Genomic DNA, 24651 nt, shown 5'->3' on the forward strand with positions numbered 1-24651 from the left:
AACATGTCAACTGCAACTTCCATCAGTGACATCCTGAACAAATTCGATTGCATTCGGATCAAGCATCCGCGGCTTGAGGAGGCGCACATGTGGTTTGACATCCTCAGAGAAACCAAACGCAAGCGCCCCCGCAGCCCCAAGAAGTTCATATCAATTTTCGCGCCGACGCACTCGGGAAAGTCTATGAGTGTCAGGACGTACATCGATACGAAGGTCGTCGATGACGTCATCAAAGCAGGCCTATTCGACGAAAGTTTAGATTGCGAGACGATCGCCCGAGAACAGAAGATCGTACTGCATGTAACGCTTACGGCGAAAGCCACGACGAAGTCTTTTGTGCATGATGTGCTGGTCGCCCTGGGTGACCCGTATCCACACGGCACCGAAGCGGCGATGAAGAGACGCGCCTACGATCTCATGCGCAAGTTTGGGACGGAACTTCTGATCATTGACGAGATCCAGCATCTTTCCGGCGATCGACAACGTAAACGATCTGCTGGCACGTCAGATTCCACGGCTGTCACAGATACCATGAAAATCATGTTGATCGTGGGTCTTGTGCCAATCGTTTTCATCGGAATTCCGGAGGCAAGGCATCACCTGTTCGGCGACCCGCAACTGGCGGAGCGCTGCCTAAAAGAACTGGATTTTGCCCCCCTCGATCTACTCAAGCCCAAGGAGCGAAAGATATTCCTCGAATACTGCGGTCGCTTGGGTCTGAAGCTGCGTCAGCACGGGATTTTCCCGGATGAAACTGACCTGCTCAGCGGCGATGTCCCGGCGTGTTTGCACATCATCTCCCGGGGAAAAATTGGCAGCGTTTCAGGCGTCGTTCTAGCCGCCTGCATAATTGGTTTCGAGCAAGGTGCCCGCTGCGTCCAGCGTGAACACCTCGTCCAAGCTACGGACGAATGGGCGCGCGGAGCTGGTCTCATCGATCACAATCCTTTCGTCAATCCTCGCTCAATCAAGGTTATCAAAAATGAGCGCCCTGATGACAGCCCAACGCCGGTCTGATGGCGCGAGGCTTCCCGTTGCATCATCGCCCCGACCCGGCGAGGGCATCGCCGAGTTGATGGTTCGTGCCAGCGCTGAGAACTCGTACGAAGGGCCGGTCGACATAATGCGTGCTTTAGAGATGCGAAAGTTTTTTCTAAAGGATCTGGGGCGGGCTTCTACTTACGAACGTCAACGCATAGCGAACCTCTTTGGGGGCTCTGCAAGTGACGTTTTGCACGACGTGATCTGGCCCACTCCGGTGAAAGACCGGCCAGGTTGGATTAACTTTTTTGGGACCGCTTTACGTGCCGTACATCTGACGTGGACCCGCTTCCGGGTGGCCCCCCGATCGATGCGCCATTCTCCTTATCTCCGATCCATCTGGCGACTTAAAGTGCTGTCTTTTGATCCGGAGAGTCGAGAATGGTTACTAGACGCGTGCCCCGTCTGCAAAGCTCCGTTTAACTTCGCTCGCACCCTGGGAGTGTCTCATTGCCCTCGTTGTGAGAAACTGGACGGCGAGGGATTCGTCCGAAGTGGGGTCGATTTAGCAGCCTATCCGCAACGGCTTGTGCACGTTCACGATGAAGCCGCGCTCGACTATCTAACCGGTCTGATCGATCCAAGCCCAGTCCTTCGAGCGCGCATATCGACATCGGCTGCCACTGTCCTATCAAATTTCGACAGGGGAGATCTGTTCGAGTTGGCCCTAGCAATTGTTTGTGCGATGACCACGCCTTCCGAGTTTCGTGGGAAAACACTGAACAGGCCATTCGCTGCGAAAGACTACAAGCGGTTCACTCCGGATTTACTCGCGCGCGTCGGCCGCGCACTCATCGATTGGCCCGACACAATCCAGGGGATCGCTGAGGAAATCCGGGAGGGTGCTCTGCGACGGCAGGGGTTCTTCGGGATCCACAAGGAACTTGGCCCACTGTTATCCGTCACGTTGGACCCGCATGTTCATCCCGATCTTCGCAAACTTCTCCGTGAGGAGTTGGACGCTAACATGGAGAGAAGCGCCTCGCGGCTACCAACGGTCAGGCGCGCAGAAAACCGCCATCGTGACGATCTAGTGACGACGCAAGCGGCGGCAAAATTGGTGGGACGCACGCGAAAGTTCGTGGCGAACCAGATTGCTGCCAGTCCCGATTTCACGGTCATAAGGACTGCTGGAGGCAAAGGGCCGACCCTGTTCAGGGCGTCGGAACTCGAGCAGGCATTTTCACTGAAAGAGAAGCTCGAACCGTCAACGAAAGCGGCGGTAGCGTTGGGCATCCCTCCATCGGCAGTCGCCGATTTGGCTGACGCAGGTCTGATCGTCCGGGAGCGGGGGCCTATCGTCAGTTGTTCTTCGGGGAAGGCCTATTATCACAAGGACAGTCTCGAGAGCCTTCTTTCTTGCATGATGAAGACGGCGCAGTCTGGACCGCCCCCGAAAGGCGCGATCCGGATCACCGTCGGTATCAACCGGCTCGGCGGGGAGCTGAATGCGCGCTGGGAAGAAATATTCAAAGCGATCCTGGAAGGCGAGCTTCCGGTTTGGCAGATTCGCGGACGACTATTAGCAGTCATGACGTCTCTCGCAGTCGAGGACATAAGTCGACTAGCGAGTTATCTTCACGACAAGCGAGGTGTTCGCCTTGTGCAAAGCGAGGTCGCTCTCCTGGCGGGCGAGAATCCCAACACCATCACTCTGGCCGTCGAATACGGACTTCTTTCCAAGAGGCCGACGATCGATGAAGCTCGCCGCTTTGCTGATCAATATATATCGACGCCCGCAATCCAGACGGTGCTTGGTCTTCGAGGCTGCGATGTCGACGTTTATACCCTCCGAAAGTTACTGGCTGCGCGAGGTGTGTCGCCTGCACTCCGGCTTACAGGACGTGAGCGATTCATATGGTTCCGTCAGTCCATAGACTTTGGCTCACTGCAAGCGGCAATTGAAGAGCGTAAGCCGCCGGAGCGCTCGCAACTATCTGAGACTCAATGGCTAAGGCTCCGGTCACTGGTTTCGACTTTAACCCGATCCAGAGGTGACCGCGACCAGGAGAACCGTCGGGATCTGGAGGATATGCTTGCCGTTCTTCGTTCGGGCAGCACTTGGTGCTCATTTGGTAAGGTTCATGGGCGGCTAGGACATCTGAGACGCCGATTTCAGATTTGGGCCGAAGACGGCACCTGGGATCGAATACTGGGTGAGCTGGTATCATTGAACTTGGCTGATTGGCCTCTCCCGAAAATCGAAGATGGACACAGGCAACTCAGAGCAGGGAGTGGGTTGGCGAGGTGTCTGTTGGTCGAACGGGCCACTTTGCTCAAGGACAACAGTCGTCGCCGCTTCAAACCCATCGCAGATGTTCTGGCGAGTGCCTAACCAGAGAGCACTTGGATCAAGTGCATTGGCGGAATGGGCTGATAGGCGAACAATCCCCGGGCGGCCGGGTCGGTATCAATTTCGAAACCTGGTAAAGCTGAGGTGTGACATGGAGCGTAGATATTACAATCAGGGCAGTAAGCGTCCGAATGAAACGGTGCCGATGCGTTATGGACTGTAGACATCATCCCCTGTGACATAGCGGGTCAAGAGGTAGAGATATTGTGTGTCTTCGAAATCGGTACACGCACGTGTCTCGATGTTTCTGCAAGTTCAAGCTTGCGGTGCCGGGACATCGAGGAAACCTTGGACCGGGTGTCTCGGAAATCCGGCTACCCAAGAATGGTCTACCTAGTGGGTGACGGACGTTTGTTTCTTGCCCTCGACGAGTGGGCCTGCGCCCATGGCGTAGATCTGCGATTGGCCGTGGCGATGAACATAGCGGAGCGCCGGCTTCCTTGCGCGTTGGCTGTCATTAACGAGCACTACAATCTGAATGACGGCTCGCCACAGGGCTCGCGTCGAAGCTGATGGCCATTGTGAACTCAAAACAGGCAAAGCACGAGAGGTGGGCTATTGGACGACTGCGTCAAGCTGCTCAAAGGAGAATAGCCGCCGCGGTTTCAAGCCCCTCGCAGATGTTTGGGCGACTTCCAGATCCAAGACGAACTGGGGCAGCCCAATGCCTTCAGTTTCGAAATCCCGCATAGAAATGTGAGGTGTGACATGAAGTATGAGAAAACACCGTACCAGCAGGAGCTAAGCGACCTGACCGACGAAGAGTGGGGAATTATCGGCACATCGCTCCCGGCGAAAAGGCGAGACAGGCGAAACGTCCTCAACGCTGTGATGCACATGCAGAGGGTCGGCTGCCCCTGGGCTTCGATGCCTGAGCGCTATGGCGATTACCGTGCTGTCTATAAGCTCTGCCGTCGCTGGGCGGTAGATGGCGTGTGGGACGCCGAACTGGAGCTGCTTGCCTCACTTGGATGTTTGGAAGATTGGCGGCACACGCCAGATGCGGGATGGCTGAGAAGCATCTTATTCGACGCCGCTACGGAATTGCGAGACAATCGCAGGCCCGCGCGGACAATGCGACGCGAGATTACCTTGAAAGCTTGAGACCCCTTCAAGCTGGTTCCGTCGCTGACCCAATGGCCCTTGCGTCAGACCCTACATGGCGGGATTTCTCCTGAACAAACTGAAACGATCGAGGCTGGCCGCAGGAGCTTGCTATCCCTTCTCCTCTCGATTGGCCGGTTGTAGTCGACGAAGATCGATCGCATGGAACGCGCCTACCGCGAAGCGATGGCACGAGGGCCAAAAATAGGCCGCCCCTTGTCAACGCGGGGGACTGTTGAGACGCCTGCTCCGCGTCGGCGCGCTAGCTTGTTAGAGGCGGGCATTCTTTGGTAAGCATGACCGTCTCGTAGGGGACACACCAGTTTTCGGTCGAACGTCCGAAGATCACTACGGTCTCGACGCCGTCCCGTGACAAGGCTTCTGCCGCGAGACCCTCCATGATGTGACGGTGCTGCGGGCGCAGCTCCTCGGGAAACAGGTAGAATCCAACCTGTGCCTTCCGAGCCAGGGGCGGGCGGATGTGGATTGTGTTGATGTGCTTGGGATTCTGATAGGTCTTTCGCACGTTTTTCCTGAGTCTTTCCAGGTTGCTTTCCAATGCGCGCTGCTCGGAAGGACTCGCTGCGCTAAGCAGATGAAGCCCTACCGTGGTCCAGCCATGAGGCCGCCGGTCTGTCAGGCGATCAACGATCTTTCGAAAGTGCTGCGAAAGGCGCGCCGTTGGCTTCGAAATGCTGATGCCAGCATCGCGACTGTTAAAGTATCGGTCGATCGGCTCGGACATTCCTGAGGGCGCGAAGACCCGGGTCTTGTCCCCTTTACCGAGGTTAAATCCTGTCGCTAGATAGAGGCCCAGGAAGTCCAGTTCATCGCCCATCAGTTCGAACGAGCTCTGGAAGTGAACCCTTTCGCTCAGGTAGTGCAACAAGAGCAGGGGATTGTCGAGAATGTCGATCACGCAGAGTAGGTCTGCGATGAGGATCGTCGGCGCAAGTTCGTGATCTTGCGGCACCCATCCGACCTTCTTGAAGTCATCGACGGCCGAACTGAGTACGGACATGTCATCCAGCGTCACGGAAATCCGAACGATCTGGTCGACGATACTCGGATCGATGCCCAGTTCCTTGACCGTGGAGGTTGCGGTCGCGTCACCCGCCTTCGCGTCGTTGATGAGCTTGGCCAGCCGCTCTGACTGAACGGAAGGATCCAGCACCATATCTCGGACATGCCTCTTCACGCGGTCCGGCGCGCCGCGGAGGCCTTCTGGAGTGACGCGGTTCGCCTTGGCTTCGGCGATTAACACCGTCCGATCGATGACGACCAGAGCGTCCGTTTCATATTGCTCGACGCCGATCTTCCACTTGGAGCCAGACGTAACGGTGGCGTGAGGAAACGCGGACCTCAAGGCGTGCTCGAGCCGCCCCTCAAGATAGGCGTTCCGTGCCCTTTCGAGCTTCTCCTTTGCACCGGCTTCGGTTGCCAGCCTCTCCATGATCCGATGTATGTGGCTAAAGAATGCCTGCGGCATCGGTATGAAGAAGGATTCCCCCATGTCGACGACGGGAGCATCCCAGATCGGATTCCCCAGAAAGAGGAACTCGTCCTTCGTTCCAACAAGGCTTCCTGGTTCACGGGCGATGGACCGTAGCATTTTCTCGATCTGATCGGCTGGGCGGCTTGTGATCGTTGCAACATCTTCGATTTCGAAGGTGGCGGTTTCCTTCATCCGCAGATCAAAGTGCGACATGACCATCGCTCGCGCCGCTTCCAGATTCACGCCTGGCCACCCTGCGATAATCTCGTCGGCAGTGCCGACAAGCCCGGGCACAAGTTGAAAATACAGTTCAAAGACCTTGCTCGGTTTTCTTCCCTGCAGGATCTTGCTCAGCGTATCCCAGCGCTCGGATTGACGTCGTTCGAATTCCGCTACAAGTGCGGCCATCAACTCGATGAGATCGGTGCAACTGAACCCATGGTGTTTCGCAACGTCCTGGTCAATTGACTGGTACAGGTCGAGAGAAATCTGCTTGACGTCGCCATAGTATCCCCAATTCCTCACGGCATGGGTATGCATCCTGATGCGTTCCTGCAGAGAAAGCACAACCATCTGCTGTTCATCGTTGATCTTGGCGCCCTCAAGGACTCGCTGGTGAATAAAGGCCTTCGCGATCAATGGTACGGTTTCAAAAACCGTCTCCATAATGTCGGGGCCAACGGGCTTGCGACCTAATTTGTCTACCGGGATAGTGAGCATGATTGCCTGAAGCAACTCGCCGTGGTGGGGCAGGATGTTTGCCAGGGCCTTCTTGTTGGTCACCCCTTTGTCATCGACCGTCGTCAGCAGGCCGTAGCCAGTGAAGATCGAGAGGATGTCGAATGGATCGCGGTCGTGAAGCATGTCCCGCAACTTCTTCAGAAGGGAAGGGAGGTCGGCCACAGCTTGAGCCGAAGCCTTGAGCATCGCCGCCTTATATTCCTCCCTGTCTTCTCCACCGATTGCAAACTCGGAGAAGCGGACGCCAGATCCGCGTTCCGGCTTGTTCTGGGACACTGCCTTTCCTGGTCGCCTCGTATGACGATGTGTCCCGCGTCTTTTCTTCAATTTTGTCTCCGAGCGATCATTTCAGGGCTTGCATATGACGAGTGAAAGCCACGGCGGCGATAGAAATGCTTGTGGTAATCGTTACTTCTGCCATCTCGAAAAGGCGGCGGGTAATCGGATCGGACGCGAAGCCCATAGCTGCTGCACGTTGCCAACAAAGCTGTCATCACTGCCGATGATGTTTCGGATCGCGTGGTGCAATGTTTGCCTGCAGAACTCGCTGTACGCGTCATTCACTTCGGGAATCATGAAATGGCCCTGGATCCAGTGTGCGACCGCGGCCTGTCCCTTGTCGTCGCAGCCAACGATGACGCCCACCAGAATCTTCGCATAGAGCTGCGGCCTGTTCCGAACGAGCTTCTCCAACAGGATTGAGATCGCGTTCAAGCGCAGCAGGTAAGGTATCGACTTGGTTTCGAGGACGGCGTCGATGAAGCGACTGACAACACCGATATGCGAGTGAACATCGGCAGTCGGCGTCCCAATGAACTCGGCCGCAGCCGCGAAGTCGGCGAGGGCGGTGTCATCGCCGTTCCCAAGGGTCTTCAATAGAATGTTGTGGTCGATCGAAACAAATCCATGGCGAAGCTTTGCGAGGGCTACGACGTTGGCGACATACTCGTCGTAGGAAATGATCCCAAGGATTGCCGCGCTGGTCAGGGCCGGCTGCAGCCATGTGCTCTTTATTGGCCAGATGCTGTTCGCGAGGACTCGATAGGTCATGTCCTCGCTGAGGAGGACGTACCCGTTCGCCGCCACGGCCGCGGGATCAAGCACGCCCGAGCCGAAATTCTCGACAGCCACTTCGAGCCACTCGATCCTCTCCTCGGAACCGTCCCCCGTTATTTCTGGAGCGGATACAGCGAGGATTTCACAAAAGGCTTCAATCTTCTGTTGCTGCTGTTCAATGAACTTACGACGCTTTGTCGCCGCTTCCCGCGTGGTCTCGTGCTTCAGGAACTGGCCGTCGTGATAGATGATCGAGAACGACTTCCCTGAGGGCTTATCGATCCCTTTGAGAAGAAGTAGATCGTCCCGCACCGACTGCGGTATGAACAACGATCCGAACAGCCCTTTCAGCGCGGGGAAGAGGCTCAGTGTCGCTGCCGTCCAAGCGGTGTACGTGTCCAGGACGGCACCAGACGCGCGATGGCGTCCGATGATCGTGAAAGCTTGCTCCCGCTCCGGGGCACTGCCGAAACATGTCCTGATCTCGTTCCCGAGAGACCGGACGTATTCCGCAAAGCTGACGGGATCGCGATGCAACCTTCCAGACACGAAAGCAAGTGGCAGCCCATCAACGTACTGCTGGGCAAACTGCTTGTTGGCTTCCGCCTGCTGCCGGATGAGGTCAAGCATAGGCTGGATGTCGTTGTCCCTCATCGTGTACGAATAGACACCGTTCTCGTCTGGGAACTGCGTCTCGAAGTTCTGTCCAATGTCTCTCGCGGCCTGAGACCAACGGTGGCGGATTTCCTTGATCGTCCATACGATCTCGCCACCTACGTCGCGCGGAAGCGAGAATGACTGGTCGATCTTCTTGCCCATCGCCTGTGCGGCGAAGGCGTGCGTCGGAGATAGTATCCCATCGGCGACGGACGAATCCTCCCCGACGATGAACGTGAAAGAGTGCCCAGCGTCATCCTCTGCGCGAACCCACACATCGAGGGCGACCGAACGCGGACGCGGAACGTGCTTGAACGAGCGCTCCTGCACCATCATCCCAAAGAATGCGAGAGCGATGTCCGGTCTGTCTCGGTTGGCGAGATACAGGCGATACAGCTCTTTCAGCGCTTCAGGCACCCGTCCGGCCTGGTGAAGGACTTGGGTCGCCGCCATCCGGTCCCCCGGCGACCCCTCGTACGACAAGACATCGGTGTCCTTGAGGAAGTCTTTGATCTTGTCCAGCCGATCGCTTCTTTGCAGCGTCAATGCCAGAAGCTTGAATGTGTCTAGTCGCTGCGCATCCTTGAGAAGTGACCGAGCTGCCTTCTCCGCTCTCTTCATATCGCCGGCATTGAAGAACATCACGGCTTCAAAGTGGCGGAAGAACTGGTCCTTGCGAAGTTCGGGCGACAGCTCTCGAAAGAAGCGTGCACCCCTACCGCTTTGCGGGACCTCGTATGCCAAGGAAATTGCCAGTTGACGAAGCTCCTCGGTGTCGAGGCTCTGGTCGATCGCCCCTAGATAGAGGTCGGCGGCATCCCTCCATCTATGGCGCCGGAAGGCATGTTTTGCGACGCTGACACGAGACGTCCAATGAGACGTGGGCGTAACCAAGCGTCGGCTGTTCTCCCAGGCCCTGTCGGCGACATCCCGCGCCCCGAAGGCCATGCAAATGTCTGCAGCCAGGATGCTGGCTCTCGGGTCGGTTGACGCGCCGGCGACCGGCGCTTCGAGATCGGTTGCAGCAGGAAATCCTCCGGCCGCCTTCCAGATCCGACACATGTCGATCGCAGTGCGGTAGGCCAGCCTTTCAGGCTCATCAACTGTGTCTGCTACGTTGTCGTCGAACTCAGCGATCTCGGCCCAGGCCGCCCGGCGGAGCGCAAGCTGAAGCGTCAGCATGGACGCAGCGGAGCCTTCCGGCAAAAGCGGAAGCAACTCGTCGGCAAGCTCGCTGTCTCCCTCGTACGCCACAATGGCGGCTCTGACGAGCACACCTTGATCGCGTTCGATGTGAGCGCGCTCGCGCACGATCAGAGCGATGGCTTCGGCATGCCGATCAAGCAATCGCAGCGCGACGAGGAGGTTCGCGAGAACTACGAACTCGTCAGGTCCGACTGCGGCTTCGCCACGCGTCGCTTCCTGCCAGATGTCGGCGTATGTATCGGCCGCTGCCTCGATATGACCCCGCAACGCAGATGGGATGGCACCTGTCGCCCAGCTATCCGCAGCCTTGCCCACCTGGTCCAGGTGGGAATCGGCGAAAAACTGCCTGGCGTATCGGCTTTCCGGGAAGAGGGCGTGGGCGTGAGCCGCCTTGTTTCTCCAGTTCTCGTCACCTCGAATACGGTGGAAGTGCACTTCTGCAACCAGGACTCCTTCCGACTGACGATGTCGTTCGGGAACCAGAGACAGCGGGTCGTCCTCGAAGCCCTTTTGTGCCGCGGCCTGCACTACATGCGGCCACAACCCCTCGTCGGCGATGTCAGCCGACAATTGCTCTCTTCCGATATCGAGGACCTTCTCGAAGTCACCGAGCAGGAGGTAGGCCAGCGCCCGGTTCGAGATTGCTTTCGGCTCTTCAGGCGCGCGTTCGTATGCCTCCAGAAGGAACTTGCAGCCTACTTCGATTTTTTCGAGTGCTATGTGGCACGCGCCGATGTTTGCCTTGATACGGAAGACGATGCGATCGGAACCCGTTGGCTCGACATCGGAAAGCATCTTTTCGAACAACGGCAGGGCGGTCACGGGGCGGCCGCCCTGCAGGATAGACCGATACCCGTCGATCTGCTGATCCAGGATCTTGTCAATCTCGTTCGCGCTGGAGGCATCGTCGACGCCATCAAGCATGACGACACCAGCCGACTTGCGGACCACTGCCATAATGGCGTTCAGTTGCACCTCGGTGCGCGCTTGCCCTTCGATGACGCTGTCGAGTTTTTCGGAATGCTGCTGGGAATAGAGACCGTAGTCCGGGTCAAAGGCCTTGATCAGGTCGGGGTAATCAATCAGTTCGTCGCAGATACGACCCCAGCCCCAGATGTCGAATGGGACGGAACGCCCGGTGGCCATCAGGAGCTCAAGACTAAGCTCTCGGGCGAGCTGCTCCACTTTTGCATCGTTATCGGCCGTCGTGAGGATGAAGAATTCCCTGATCGGGGGGACAAACCTCAAGGCTTGTTCCCATTCGTCGCGAACCTCTTTCTCTTCGAGTTCCTGTCCAAACCCCTTCTGCTTGCACTGGATCCCGACGATATGATCCACGTGGTTGTCGCGCCTCCCCCAGACGTCTACACCCTTTTGCGCCTGGCCGCGACGACCATTCTTGTTCATGGTCAGCGCGTTGATCATCACCTTGCCCAACTTCATGCATTGGGTTTCGAAGACGTCGTAAGTGTCGGGGCGTTTGAGTTCGGTACCAGCAGTGAGTGCCATGAATGCCTGTAAACGGAGTGAGGCGAACTTTTTCTACGCAAGCGTGCAGTGATTTGCTGAGTTTGCCAACTGTGTTCGTCGTTCGTTCGCGTCTTTCCCACAGCGGACTGGGTGCATGGCGGGGGTGCGAAAGAAAATGGTCGCTGGAACGGTGAGACAGAGGTCAACGCTGGAAGGTTCGGGCGTATTCCTCCCACCCTTTGGGATTGAGGGCCTTGTCCACGGCGAGCACAACGTCGGGCCGACCGGACTTGAAAAGCGATGTCGTCCCGGAGAAACCGTCATAGCCAAAACGAACATCCGCTCCGGCAGAAAGCAATTCGCACCACTCGCGAATGTCACCTACGCGGCTGATGAGCGCGTCACGGGTGAGGCTCTGGCCTGTTTGCTGACCGTGGAAAATCTTCTGCCTGTTTTGGTACGAAGCATCCACGGCCCTCTTCAAGAAGGCGTAGCGGTTGCCAATCAAATCATTGACTGTGACGCCGCTTAAGTGGCGTATCGCGCCAATGAAGGTCGTGTGAGACAGGTTTCCATGGCTATAGAGAGCCGCTCGCATTCGCGCCTGGTCGGCGGCTGTGACATCCGAAGCCTGGTAAATCAGGTTCGCGGAAATCTTCCTCAGTTGCTTCTCCAGCTTGATCCAGGCGAGACAGAAAGTATCAACACCTCTGCTGTCGCAGTCCGACACTAGCAGAAGATCAATAGACTTGAATTCACTCTCGAAACCTTGGCCCATTGTTCCCCTCTTGGTACATCACAATCCGCAACAATACTGCTTTATAGAATATTGCAACGAAGTTTACTGGATGGCGGCAAGCGCCCCATGACGCGGCTCCACAACCGTCAACCAGTCATTCTTGTACCTGAAGCCTACGACGACTGGCTTTCGCCGGATACCGGCACGCCGGACGCCAAGGCGCTGATCCAGCGCAAACTGGATGCCGATCTGCAGTTCCACCGTGTCTCGCGCGACATCAACTCGTCGAGGTTCGAAGGCGATCCCGGCATCAATTCGGCGTTCGAGGGTGCCTAGCGAGACGGCGACGGCCTCCGATATCGATGCGGCCATGATGCTCGATCGGTTTCTCGAAGGAGTTTCCGACCGAAGCGCTGCGAATTTGTCGAACGTGATCGATACCGTCGTTTCGTGGGTGTTTGCTTTCGCGCCGACGGCGTGGAGGTCAATAGCTGGCTCGTCGAGAGCGGTCTGGCAGTGGACTGGGCGCGCTATGGCCGAGGAGCCTTCGCTGACGCACAGGCAAGGATCGAGCACAGGCGCTGGGCATCTAGCGAGGGAAGTTCCAGTTGCCTTGCGAAGCGCGGGCGCAGCGCGCGAGGCAATCGCCTTCGTGTTGATCAGTCGCCAGCCTATTCCTAGGGGCAGCAGCCCGCCTGCGAGCAGGCGAACGTGTAAAGGCGATCCTCAGCATCGCAAATCCAGCCCAGGACCTCCAGCGCAATCCTGATGGCCCCAACGAGACCGGTCTGCTCAAGCAACTCCGCGACTATCCCATGTGCGGCTGCTTGAGGGTTGTCCAAAAACTGACCTATCTCATCCTTAAACCCAGTTAGATTGATCCCGGCTTGGGCTTCCTCAAGGTCAAGATAGGGAATACCGAGACTGGCGAGGATCACCGACAAGGTGACCTTGCAGGCGGCCTTGCACAACTTGCAGGGCATTTCCTCTTTTATGTTCGTGACAGTCTTCCGGAAGAACGCCATCGTTAGTCGGAATGCTGCTCCGGCCTGTGACTCTACCCGCAGCTTAAGACTTCTGAATTCGATTTTGGCGTTGAGTATGTAGAGCTCAACACGCCCCTTCAAGCGATCACCCACAAAGTTTCCCGGATTGTCCAGCGTTTTAATCACACCGCGCAACTTCTCCAGCAAAACGACGACATAGCCATCGTGCTCCGTCACCTCTAGCTGGCGTTCGTAGATGTACTCACCTTCGCCTTCGATCTCGATGATCTCGGCGAGGTCCTCACGCGTGATTGTCGAGCGAACTTGCATCCGGGGACCTCCATCCTCCTGCAGGGAGACCCCATCGTATGTCAGCGCGTTTCTGAAAAAAATTCGCCCGATAGTAGTATTGCTTGCGCGATTCGCTTCGATCTGTAGAGCCTGACATCCTGGCTTATTTCGCGACTTCACCGTGCGAAATGCGACTCGACAACTCTTCGTTATTCAAGCAATCTCTGATTGACGTCTGATCGCGAGGCAAGGGAGGATCACATGATCAATCTTACGCAATCGAATGGCGACGCGCTGGACCTCGATGGGACCACTGTGCTTCGCATCAGAAAGACAGTCGCTCATTGGGACAATGACCTGGGAAACACCTTGGTAAACGCGGCCCGAGCCTTGTTTGTGATGGAGGAGGCATCTGCTGTTGCAGCGCTGGCCAAGGCGGAGCTTCCGGGCTTGGATTCTCTTACCCAACCGGGCGGTTCTCCCGTTTGGTTCAATCCCGCGGAATCGAGCGGGCCTATTCCGGTAGCCTCGCCGGGGAAGGATGGGATCAATTCCGCTCTCGATATCGGAGGGAAGCGCCAGTACGTTCGCGAAACTCCGGAAGACGTCAGAACCAAAATTGAAGCCGGCGGCGGGGAGGTTCAACCCCTCCCAGGCGAAGCATTCTGGAACCAGGCTATCGAGGCAGTGAAGGACTTCTTCGATGGAGTTGAAGACTGGGATCCGGATCGCGGGGTCGAGACTCCGGAAGCTCCCCAAGGGTCATAAGCCCCGCGTGCGCGCATAGGACGCCGTCGATCTGCATCGATATATTCCAACAGGGGAGAGCTGCATGTTCAGAGCGATCGCCGTCATTGGACTGATGTGCTTGCCGAACGCGGCATTCGCCCAGTCGGGGGCCTTCCGAATTGGATCATGGAACATCACCAATCTGCACCATGAAACGGGAGTTCCGCTGCGCGGGGATGCCAAGGCTCGGGACGACATCGACTACGCCCGGCTGAAGGACTTCGCGGCATCCCTGAGCCTCGACATCGTCGCCCTGCAGGAGATCGGATCACCGAAGGCTCTCTCGCGGGTGTTTCCGAGCGATCAATATCATCTCATTTTGTCTAAGGACTACGTCGACGGGGCCGAGAACCAGCCAGCGGATCAGCGCGATATATACACTGCATTCGCGCTCCGGAAATCGGTCTTTCCGAGCGTGCCGGACATTCGAACGCTCGAGGCCTTGCACATCGTCCATCTCGAGGTCGATAGGGATGGCAAGGCCAGCGACAGACCTGTCAGGTCTGGGCTAATCCTGCCGCTGACAATAGGCGGCAAGCAGATCGAAGTTCTAAACGTCCATCTCAAGTCGAGTTGCAATGCCAGTTCACTGAGCCCGATTTTCGACGAGCGCCAGGACGGCTCGGTCAATCCCAGCCGCTACGACTGCAGGACGCTGCTCGCACAGACCGCAATTCTGGAGAACTGGCTGGAACAGAGGCAGGAGCTAGGCATCCAAACTATCGTCCTTGGCGACTTCAATCGGCAGCTCAACAGGGAGGGTGCGACGGATCACATGTGGCAGATGCTGAACGACGGCACCCCGGAGGGGCTCGGCTTCGTGAAGGCTCCAACGGAACCAAACACCGTTTGCTGGCCGTCGCCGCACGCGGCGTTCTTCCCGAACAGCATCGACTTCATAACCTACGACCAGTCGCTGCTTCCGAGGTTGGATCCCACAACAATCAAGAAGGTTGGCATACCCTTCGCAGACGACGCACGCTACGCCGGTGACGACAACCAAAAGCTCAGTGACCATTGCCCAACGGTGGGCGTGCTGAACGCGAACTAGCTTTGAAGCGTGTCAGCCGGGCTGCGCCCATCGCAGATCGCGAGTGGGTATTGGAAAACGTTGCAAAACCTGCCGCCCGGGAGGCGGGGTCGCCAGTGGGGCTTTGCGCAGATGGCCGAAGAGGCGAAGATTGATGGTGTCAAGGTCGCGTGGCTACTGTTGGTGCTGGTCGCACCGCCAGCGATCATCTGGCTGGCCGCCTGGATCTTCAACAATATCATCGAGGTAGGAAAGGTCGATTTCGGCTTTCTTTCGCACACGATACAGTACCGTTTCTTGGATCCGGACATCCATCACCCCTTTCACATGCCATTCGTTCCGTCGTCGGTCGTACTTTCGCTCTACGCGTTCGGTTTCTTAGCCTGTCTCACATCGGTTCTGAGTATCGCAACCGCCATCTATGGTGCGGTTGCCTTTCAGGCAAATCTCCGCTGTTGGATCGCGACTGCCGTGGCATGCGGTTTCATGGTCGCGATGGCCATTGGGCTTAGACATGTCTACGCCAACGACGACTACCTGCCCGCGGCCATCGCGCAGTACCTCATCAAAAATACGTTGTACTTCCTTCCGATGTGCGGATGCGACCAAGGCATTGGCAACACGGGCAACAGCCTGGCGGATGTCGTTGGAGTTGTAATGGGCATAGTCGCCGTTGGAGGCACTGCCTACTGGATGGCAGCATTGGCGATCGTTTGGAGCGAATCTGACGAAGAAACTCGACGAAGGTCATTTCAGAACCTGACGACGTTGGCCGCCGCGACATTCCTGATGAGCGTTGTGACAGCTCATTTGCTGTTCCAGCCAGGAGCGGACATGATTTTAGCCGCCTATTTGCCCGACGGAGCAGACGGCAAGCTGCCAGCGACAGGGATTCGCGCCCTCGAAAACTACTCCAACCTGCGTAATGCCATGACCTGGTACTGGGGGACTGTCTTCTCGCTAGCCATGTGCTCTGCCTATTTTCCGACGGAACTCTCGATCCCGAATTCAAGGATCCAAATGTCAGGATTCGACAGCATCTGGAAACTGATGGGGAGCGTTGTCACGGTGATCTCCCCGCTGATCGCAAGTGGAGCGCTTCAGCTAGTTCAGTCGCTTCTGGATATGACGTCCTCGCACTGATGGCGAGCTGTCCAATCCGACAAGCCCGGTTGCCATCGACATCCATTAGATCAGAACTCGCAGACACACCCCGGTGCCAACGAGGGGCTAGCGGACGTGCTTGTAGACGGTGGTTCGCGACAGTTTCAGGATTCGCGCCGTCTTCGCGACGTTCTCCCCGGTCATATGGAACGTCGACCGTATTTCGCTGCATTTGCTTCGATCCAGGGGGGCGCGAGTGACACTTGTCGCAAATGTCGTCGGTGTGCCTCACACCCACTCCGATGTCGTCGAAGGAATCTTCGTCGAGGTAGTCCATGCGCCGGCGCACGAGGGCACGTTGAAGTGCGGTCTTCAGTTCACGTATGTTGCCTGGCCAGGAATGCGTGGCGAGACGGGCGATCGCCGCATCCGTAATAGGCGTGTCTGGAGCGAGTCCTTGCATTAGGTGCCGGAGAACGCCGGCGAAGTCGCTGCGGTCCTTGAGCGCCGGAAGACTCACCGTGAAGGCGTTGAGGCGATAGTAGAGATCGGCGCGAAACTCTCGGGCCGCCACCATCTCCTGCAGATTTCGGTTTGTGGCAGACACGATCTGGACATCGACCTTTCCGGTCTTCTGTCCCCCTACGGACCGAACCTCCATGCTGTCCAGGAACCGCAGAAGCGACGTCTGCGCAGACAATGGGATGTCGGCAACCTCATCAAAGAACAGCGTTCCCTTGTCGGCAGCGCGGGCCAGGCCTGGCGAGCCCTCGGTCCGTGCGTTTGTGAACGCTCCGCGTTCATGGCCGAAGATCTCGGCGATAAACAAGTTTTCCGGTAAAGCCCCGCAGTTCACGGCAACAAACTCGCCCTTGCGGCCGCTCAATGTGTGCACATGGCGAGCCATCAAATCCTTTCCGGCACCCGTTTCACCCGTAATATGGACCGGCATGCGCAGCTTTGCGGCGTCGGCAATGTCGGCAATCGACCGACTGACCTTCGGGTCGTCGCACACGAAGTCAGGTGCGCCCGCACGCGGCAGAAGGGCAGGTGACCTAAGCACGGGCTTGGAAGCTATGACCGCTTTGCGCAGGCCGATCTGGCGACAGACCATGAAGACGCCGCTTCCGGCTTTGTCACGGATGCGAATGGCGCCACCGCCGAGGAGCTCGTCCATCGCGGCTCCGAATCCGGCCTCGAACAAGTCGTCGAAGTGATTGCCAATCATTGCGGGCAACCCGGTCAGCAGCGCGCGCCCCGGTCGATTCAGCGAGATCACGCGTCCGTCCCGGCTGACAGACAGCAGTCCGGCGGACAATGTATCGAGGTATTCCACGCGCGGGTGGAAGGCGAAAATGAAGCTCTCCGAACATTCCTGGTAGATCAATCCATTTTCGATCTGGGCGGCCGCCATCCGCACAAGCGCGTGGGTGTGCTCCTGACGTGCTTCGTGGGCGCACGAAGCGTCCAGCAGGCCGAGAATCTAGCCGCGGGAATTGAGAATAGGCGTTGCCATGCAGCTCAAGTGGCCGTGGCAGGTGAACGGCCATTCTTGGCCATGAAGGCGCGGGGGTGGTGAGAGAGCTCGGCGATGGCGTCACGAGCCTTCGAGTGGGCGATCACGTAATTCCCCTGGACACGCCCGAATGCAGGGTGTGCAAAACATGCCTTTCCCGCCGATCCAACCTTTGCACTTCGATCAGGACAACCCAGGGGCAGGGATTCATGCCGGACGGGACCAGCCGCTTCAGTTGCAGCGGAGGCGATCTCTTCCACTACATGGGATGCTCTACGTTCTCCAACTTCACCGTCCTGCCCGAAATTGCCCTGGCCAAGGTCCGCGAGGACGCCCCTTTCGACAAGATCTGCTACATCGGCTGCGGCGTCACCCCGGGAATAGGCGCCGTCGTCTACACAGCCAAGGTCTGGCCGGGCGCCAACGTCGCGGTCTTCGGTCTCGGGGGAATCGGCCTGAACGTCATCCAGGCCGCAAGAATGGTCGGCGCGGACAAGATCGTCGGGATCGATTTGAATCCCGACAAAGTGGAAATGGCGCGCAGGTTCGGCATGACGGACTTCGTCAATCCAGGCGAGATCGGCAGCGAGCGCGCGGCTAACTCCGGAGCTCCTTGTTCGCCGCCATGCGACCGAGGCGGTCTTTCCGCGAGATTTTCCGGAGGGTGGAACAGGCATCCCGCAAGTATTCAAGAGACTCCTCTAGCGACGCGAGTCCTTGTTTGGACGGTCGTTGTGGCAAGGCGGCCTTCTCCAGCATCGCGAAGGCGATTCAAGATGAATTCAGCGTCAACTTGACCGAAACCCGAGTGATCGACGAGATGACCATTGCCGACGTCCCGGTGGCTGTCCGGGACTTCCAGTCCTTCGAGAAGTTCTTCCGCGACTGAGAGCCCACTTACATGCCGCAAAAGCCACCAATGAAATCATAGACAATGTAGTGCCTTAATCACGTGGCTGGCGACCGCTGGCGTCTGGCCCCCCTAGTCGATGTTGGCGACGAGATACGTCGGGCCGTGACCGCTCTTGCTAACCATCGCGCTCGATCTGCTCATCGCGTCCGCCTGCCTTACGGCAGAGTCACGGAAGTCGAACCGGGCCGACGACGACGCACCGTTTCCAGCCGTCTTCCATGCGCCGAAACCCTGATCAAACACGATCGTTGCAGACTTGCCGCCGTCGAACCGGAGGTGCATGTAACGGCCGTGGGCGACGCGTTTGAACGTGACGCGGACGTCAACGTCCTTCTTCTTAGCGTACTCCTTCAAGACCGCTTCGGCGATCGTACCGTCCCGCCAGTCGTTCGATATCGAGTTCTGCATTCCCGGCTTGTTTCCCGGCTGATCTCCAGTCAGCAGCTCGACAACACGACGAGGGGTCGCCCCTTTGGTCAGAGCCGAAACCGTGTCGACGAACATCTTCGCCACCAACGGCGACTTCACGTAGGGGTCGCTGTAAACGATGGACTCGATCGTGGTCGTCTTCGGGATTCCCAGGTCCTCAAGAAGACCTCGAATCCTTGAAGCCATGCTGCCGCCGAAGATCGTCAGCGCCCGATCAAGCTCGTTCTCGATCTGGTCGTATTTCGACGCCGCCGATGGGAGCAGGGACTTCTTGTCTATCGACGTGGGCGAGGGCGCCCAGTCTACTGTCGCCTTTACGACCGGCCTCGTCGCCGGCTCGCCCCAGCTCGCTCCTGGAAGCCAGGACGACAGATCTCTCGACGCCCACGCTGTAGTTCTCGATCCCGAGGTCACGGCAATGCCAGCGACCGCGCCATTGGCCGCCGTCGTCGTGGTTCCAGAAAGGATCGGGAACGCGCCGCCGGTCCTATTGAACCGCTGTCCGAGGTCGTAGAGCGCCAGCTTTCTTGCGCCGTCATAGGCACGCAGAGCGACGTCCGGGACGACGAAACGAACGTCGTGTCCCTGCGAGTGCCACTTTGCGAACTGAGTCAGTGCCGCCCATTCGGATAACAGTCCGGCGTCCGTCGTTTCGGGAAGGAAGACATGCACGACGGGCTTCGCCGAGTCGATGAGAAGCCGGTTGACTTCATCCAGGGCGGACGTGGAGAGAACGGCGTCCTCTGCAAAACGCTCGTCGTCCGGAAGGGCGTCGTTCAACGAGAGATGCGCGTCAAGGAATTTCAGAGCAGCGCTTCGATCGAGCTTTCCTTCCTCGAACGGAGCGTCGGACACCAGGACGCATGCCGCGCATCCTGTCATGCATCCAGGATTGGAGCAGTTTAGGACCGCCCGAGCCTCTCGCAGCACCGTCGGCAGCCGCGCGGGTATCGCGGATGAGAACCCAGCGCCGCCTGCCGCGCGGTCGAATAAAAGCATCGACCGGACGCGCTGGGCGAGGGTACCTTCCCAGTTCTGCGTCGCGAAACCCATCTCGTCGGCTTCGATGCCGAGGTCGCGAGCGATCCCTTCGCGTAAGGCTATGACGAGCGCGGTCGCCGCGGCCCTACTCAAGGGAGCGGAAGGTTGCAGTTCGAAAACGTCCGTCGTGATTTCGTAGCCAAGCTCCAGATTTCGCTTGATCGCCCAAGAACTGTCGTTGCCTTCGCAGAACATCCGGCTCTCTCCCTTCTTCCACCTCAGCGGAAGATGGAGCTGGAGCGGCGACCGCAGATCAGGATTGGGATCGCCGTTCTCAAGGTTTTCGTGATCGGGTGCCGCGCGTCCGCAATGTAGGCAAAGGGCATAGCCGTTCTTCGACTGTCCCCGATTGCTGTAGTAGACTGATCCTTCCCTTGTGCTTCTGAACCGACCGAGATCTGGAATGGGCAGCGACGTCCATGCGCTCGCGCGGACGGAAACGCTCGGCTCCTCGGGCGGCACGTAAGAGATGATGTCCGTCTCCGCGTGGGCCTTATCTCGCGCGTCGACCGAAAACCCGGCCGGCCGGAGATACTGGTCGTTCTTGACCGCTCCGGCGCAGACCGGGCATTCAGGGACGAACTCCCGGCCCGTGTCGCTCGTGCCGCAGGTCTGGCAGACCCAGTGGAACTTTAGGCTCTGGACTTCCCGCACGTTCTCTTCGCTTGCGGGTCGCTTCCAGTTGAGGAGCACGCCGGCCGACTTATGCACCAGACCGTCGAGTACAATCTCGGAGCCGGGAGCATAGTCGCGGATGGCGAGGTCGAGAGAACGTTGCGGCCCAACAAGCCGCGTTGTCCGCCGTCCATCCTGCGGCTCGCTGGTCTTCGCCTTGTGCGGGACAAATGTGACGACGCCGGTTGGAAAGCCGTGACCGGGAAGAAAGCCGCGGTCGGCGAGTGCGCTCAGAAGGAACTCCTGGCACAGCCGCTTCAGCTCCAACGCCATCCTCCCCTTCGCCGCCTCCTTGATTCCTTCGTCCTTGGCCAGAGCCTGCAGTCCCGTCCATTCGTTCACGAAGCCCGTCTCGAGGACGGTTGCGATCTCGAGGCAGCTTTCGACGAGATCGGACTGGCTTTCGAGAACCGAGTGCCTAACGAGGCTTGAAAGATCCTTCTCCACCGCGCCTTCCGTCGACGGCAGCGCGAGCCACTCGCAAAAAGCCGCGATCGGTCGCTGGTCGACAAGGGGTCGGTTTTCACCGACCACCGCCGGCGTGCCCATGAACGCCCCGATCTCCATCTTGATCGCGTTGCCACCGCGCTCGAGCATGAAGCGCCTCAGCAGGAATGCGTTCACGTGTCGCTGTACGATTGGCCGGCTGCTCAGGGCCACCTTCGGCGCGGCCAGACTGCGGGCAAGATATCGTGCCGGCGAATTGAACGCCTCGCGGTCGAGCGGCCTGTCCCGGCAGAACGTGAAGGCGAGCGAGAATGGCTGTCTACGGCGGCCCGCGCGTCCCACCCGCTGCTTGTAGTTGGCTACCGACGGCGGAACGTTCGTCATCAGGACTGTCGATACCGATCCGATGTCGACGCCCATCTCCATCGTCGTCGAGCAATTCAGTATGTTGATCGCCCCGGCCTTAAACTGTCCTTCGTAGTGATGAAGAACAGAAGCGTCCTGCTGCGCCGAATGCTCTGCCGAACGAGAATATTCGGCGAACAGAGCGACACGGTCCGAAATGTTGTTCCAGGCACCGTCGGCGCGCAGCTCCTTCACCTTGTCGGAACTCTCGAGCCAGTCGCGGATCGCCTGCCGGCCTTCCTCGAAATCGACGTCGCCTAGAAGGATCGATGGCAGGGTAGGCAGCTTCCTCGGCTCCGCCAGGCGTCGGGCCAAGTGCCTCGAAGCCCTCACAAGCGGGCTCGCACCGAAAGGAGCGATGTCGACGATCCTGCGCGTCAGTGTGCAGAAGAACCCGTCCAACAGAGGGGCGATGTGGGCCTTGCGCAAATCCAAGGCTGGGTGGTCTGGATTATTGTTTAGAACCGCCTGCAGTTGGTTCCAAGCCCTATCGAAGATCTCTTCGAAATCGGCGCGGTGATCTGGCCTTGACGGATCCAATCCCAAGCCGTTCATCAAGAGCATCTGAGGCGTGGAAGGATTGGATGGGTTCTTCGGAACCATCGGCCATGCCAGGTATCGGCGGTCGCCATCCGTGGTTCGTCCGGGAGCGCGTAAGGATCGAATCCTCGCTCTCGGAGTGATCCAATGCATGACGCCCTCGTCGATCGCGACGGCAGCATTGGCGCGTAGGAAGAACGTCGTGATCGCATAAAGGAACGCCTGCCAGTCTTCGACGCCCTTTCCGTAGCGGGCAAACGCGGGCGGTACGACAGTCTGGCTGTCGATGGCTGCGAACCGAAGTCTGGCGAGCCCCAGGCTTTCCAGGGAGAGCGCGGTACGAGGACGTCTCGCGAACTCGCGGAGCAGAAGGAATTCGGCGAGCTTCCTGCTGTCGTGGAACAGCTCCGGATCGCGCGGCTGCCAGACTTCCTTGACCCACTCAGCGACTTCTTTACGCTGCGAAAGTCGGGTGACCATGTCGTCCCATGCAATACCGCCGAGAGACGGCTTGTTCGTATCGGCGAGCGCCTGTCTCTCCTTATCGAGGAGACCTTGCAAGACTGCGTTCGGAGAAAGAGCCAATGCTGCTTCCAGACCGGCGATCGTGTTCTCGATATCAGTAGTGTCAACCGTGCTTCCGGATCCTAATGAGTGCTGAACAGTGTGAAAGACGAACGAGCGAACGAAATTTCGTTCGGCTTCCGCCTGGATCTTCGCCGACATGCGCGCAGTACCCTGTCGGCTGTCGGTGAAGGACAGGACACGTCTGCCTTGAGACGGCGCTGTTTCTCTGGTCGTCTCGGGATCCACGCCTTCGAGCAGGATTGGCGCCGCATTCGTTATCATGAATGGCGCGCCGAAACGGATCGGACGCAGCAGCCTGTCGACGTCTTTGGCAGCGTTCGTCTGGCAGCAGGGACAGGAATCCAGCTTCAACGCAGAGTACATCGAGACCGAATCCGCGGACTCGACGGCCTCTATGGTCCAATCGATCCGGGAGAGGTGCAAAGCCCGAAACTCGGGACCAGAGGCCGGGCCGATTAGAATCTCGGTAGCTACGATCTCCGCCAGGCTCTCGCCCTCTTCCGCCAAATCGGCGTCGACATCATCGCCCATGCCGTCGTCATCTCTGGTGGCCTCGAGCTCGAACTCGTCCTTGTCGAGGTCGCGGCGTGTGGAACGGATACGGTCGTTCGAAAGCTCTTCCGCTTCCAGAAGGACTTCGCCGCACTCCGAGCAGCTCACGATCTCAAGGACGGGAGCGCTACATGCGGGGCAGGAGTCGCAGCGATCGAGATATACTGCACCGAACGACCAATCGGCGGGAGACGCCGGGCAGCCGCTGTTAACGCAGGCCCAGAGGCCGGGTATCGCTCTTTCGAAGCTGTGCACCCTCACAGGCGCCAGTCGCTCCTCGTCGCCCTTCGACTCTGGATGCGGCCTCACCGCACTCGATAGTAACGTAAGATATCGTTCCGCATCGAGCCCCAGCGTCTGCGCGGAACGTTCGAATTCAGCGAGTGTCAGCGGTTCCTTGAACAGTCTTTCCGAAATGAAGCTCCATACGCGATCATCGCCCGCAAGAGCTTCGTACCGCTCATCAGGACGGGCGTCGAAAAGGGGCTCGACGTCCGTGATCCTGGCGCGTTTTGCAGGACGGCCAGGAAGCTGGCGGTGACCTTCGACAACATTGACGTTCGCATGTTCGATCCCTGCCACGTCGGCGAGGAACCGCTTGAGCTGGGATTGGATGTCGTCACCGCTGCCGATCGTTGCAGAGGTCGCCACGAAATGAACTTCTTCAGGCTTGCAATCGAAAGCAAGGAGGACGCGGCGCAGCAACAGTGCGATCTCGGCCGCTGCGGCGCCAACCAGCGAGTGAGCTTCGTCGAGAACGATCCACTTCAGCTTTCCTTTGGACCTCTCGATGATGGGCTGGTCGTCCGTACGGGCGAGCATGTATTCGAGCATTGTGATGTTCGTGACCAGAATCGGTGGAGGGCTTGCACGTAGCTGCTCGCGATCCCGAAGCTTCTCGGGCGTCTCGCGACGCACCGAGTTCTTTTCCGATTGAGGGAGGTTGCCGTTGTAGAGGCAGTACCTGATTCTTCCGGCAAACGGCGTCGTCCACGCGGAAAGACGCTCCTGCTGGCTCTCGATCAGCGCGTTCAACGGATACAGCATGATCGCTTGGACGCCTTCGAGAGGCGTCGTCGTCGTATCGAGCTGCTGGACAAGGTCACTCAGAATCGGAAAGAGAAAGCACTCGGTCTTGCCCGAACCCGTACCGGACGTGACCAGCACGGACTGGGGCGAGGCGCTGCTCGCGAGGTGTTCCCAGGCTTTCAACTGGTGGGCAAACGGGCGGCGGCTCTTGGGAAACCGGTAGTCGTTGGGTTCGGGAATTTCATCCAGCATCGAAACGAAACGGGGATGAAGCACGGACGCTTCGACGTCGGCCATCGTTTCTTTGGCCGTGACATAAGGATGAGACCCCTCGATGACCGGCTGCTGTAGAAGGGCGCCCGTGTCTGACGAGTCGGAGCCGAACATGCGCCTCATATGATCGGCGAGCGCTACGTCTCTAATCCCGGACTGCGCGATGATTGCTTCGGCTGAT

The 24651-nt window shown here is 58.3% G+C and carries 13 protein-coding genes and 1 pseudogene; 8 read left to right on the top strand and 6 right to left on the bottom strand.

Features of this window, described 5'->3' with window-relative positions; genetic code table 11:
- Nucleotides 1-3 precede the first annotated feature (3 nt).
- The 3 genes from IB264_RS15970 to IB264_RS15980 all read left to right on the top strand — a co-directional run bounded on the left by IB264_RS15970 (nt 4) and on the right by IB264_RS15980 (nt 4498).
- Nucleotides 4-1017: an AAA family ATPase gene (locus IB264_RS15970; RefSeq protein ID WP_192433764.1), complete on the top strand. Its 1014-nt coding sequence runs from the start codon at nt 4-6 to the stop codon at nt 1015-1017.
- Entirely contained in the window at nt 983-3376 is a 2394-nt protein-coding gene (locus IB264_RS15975) for a transposase (RefSeq protein ID WP_192433766.1), read from the top strand. The genes IB264_RS15970 and IB264_RS15975 overlap by 35 nt, the downstream gene beginning before the upstream one ends.
- Before the next feature lie 726 nt (nt 3377-4102).
- The gene (locus IB264_RS15980; protein WP_192433768.1) at nt 4103-4498 is read left to right on the top strand and encodes a transposase; all 396 of its coding nucleotides are present in this window, start codon (nt 4103-4105) and stop codon (nt 4496-4498) included.
- A gap of 262 nt (nt 4499-4760) precedes the next feature.
- Here IB264_RS15980 and IB264_RS15985 read toward each other — a convergent pair whose 3' ends face one another.
- From IB264_RS15985 to IB264_RS15995, 3 genes are all read right to left on the bottom strand, one after another.
- Nucleotides 4761-7010, bottom strand: coding sequence for a hypothetical protein (locus tag IB264_RS15985; protein ID WP_192433770.1), 2250 nt, complete (start codon nt 7008-7010; stop codon nt 4761-4763).
- A gap of 132 nt (nt 7011-7142) precedes the next feature.
- Nucleotides 7143-11162, bottom strand: a complete 4020-nt coding sequence (locus IB264_RS15990; RefSeq protein WP_192433772.1) for a hypothetical protein — start codon at nt 11160-11162, stop codon at nt 7143-7145.
- A 163-nt stretch (nt 11163-11325) separates the two neighbouring features.
- The gene (locus tag IB264_RS15995; protein WP_192433774.1) at nt 11326-11901 is read right to left on the bottom strand and encodes a hypothetical protein; all 576 of its coding nucleotides are present in this window, start codon (nt 11899-11901) and stop codon (nt 11326-11328) included.
- Between the two features lie 87 nt (nt 11902-11988).
- On the opposite strand from IB264_RS15995, the gene IB264_RS16000 reads away from it, so the two are divergent.
- Complete coding sequence (locus IB264_RS16000; RefSeq protein ID WP_192433775.1) at nt 11989-12198, top strand: SOS response-associated peptidase family protein; 210 nt, start codon at nt 11989-11991, stop codon at nt 12196-12198.
- 341 nt (nt 12199-12539) lie between these two features.
- Here IB264_RS16000 and IB264_RS16005 read toward each other — a convergent pair whose 3' ends face one another.
- Nucleotides 12540-13178, bottom strand: a complete 639-nt coding sequence (locus IB264_RS16005) for a hypothetical protein (RefSeq protein WP_192433777.1) — start codon at nt 13176-13178, stop codon at nt 12540-12542.
- Nucleotides 13179-13400: 222 nt separating this feature from the next.
- Between IB264_RS16005 and IB264_RS16010 the strand changes: the two genes are divergently transcribed.
- From IB264_RS16010 to IB264_RS16020, 3 genes are all read left to right on the top strand, one after another.
- Nucleotides 13401-13907: a hypothetical protein gene (locus IB264_RS16010; RefSeq protein WP_192433779.1), complete on the top strand. Its 507-nt coding sequence runs from the start codon at nt 13401-13403 to the stop codon at nt 13905-13907.
- Nucleotides 13908-13971: 64 nt separating this feature from the next.
- Nucleotides 13972-14979: an endonuclease/exonuclease/phosphatase family protein gene (locus tag IB264_RS16015; protein WP_192433781.1), complete on the top strand. Its 1008-nt coding sequence runs from the start codon at nt 13972-13974 to the stop codon at nt 14977-14979.
- Between the two features lie 111 nt (nt 14980-15090).
- Nucleotides 15091-16101, top strand: a complete 1011-nt coding sequence (locus tag IB264_RS16020) for a hypothetical protein (protein ID WP_192433783.1) — start codon at nt 15091-15093, stop codon at nt 16099-16101.
- On the opposite strand, the gene IB264_RS16025 is transcribed toward IB264_RS16020, so the two are convergent.
- Nucleotides 16022-17476, bottom strand: coding sequence for a sigma-54-dependent Fis family transcriptional regulator (locus IB264_RS16025; protein WP_192433785.1), 1455 nt, complete (start codon nt 17474-17476; stop codon nt 16022-16024). The two genes, IB264_RS16020 and IB264_RS16025, sit on opposite strands and share 80 nt — an antisense overlap.
- 131 nt (nt 17477-17607) lie before the next feature.
- On the opposite strand from IB264_RS16025, the pseudogene IB264_RS16030 reads away from it, so the two are divergent.
- Nucleotides 17608-18183 (top strand): annotated as a pseudogene (locus tag IB264_RS16030) (alcohol dehydrogenase catalytic domain-containing protein); the annotation flags it as partial.
- A gap of 377 nt (nt 18184-18560) precedes the next feature.
- On the opposite strand, the gene IB264_RS16035 reads toward IB264_RS16030, so the two are convergent.
- Nucleotides 18561-24584, bottom strand: coding sequence for a DEAD/DEAH box helicase (locus tag IB264_RS16035; protein WP_246811773.1), 6024 nt, complete (start codon nt 24582-24584; stop codon nt 18561-18563).
- Between the last annotated feature and the right edge of the window lie 67 nt (nt 24585-24651).

The organism is Ensifer sp. ENS11 (assembly GCF_014851895.1).
Taxonomy (GTDB): Bacteria; Pseudomonadota; Alphaproteobacteria; order Rhizobiales; family Rhizobiaceae; genus Ensifer; species Ensifer canadensis.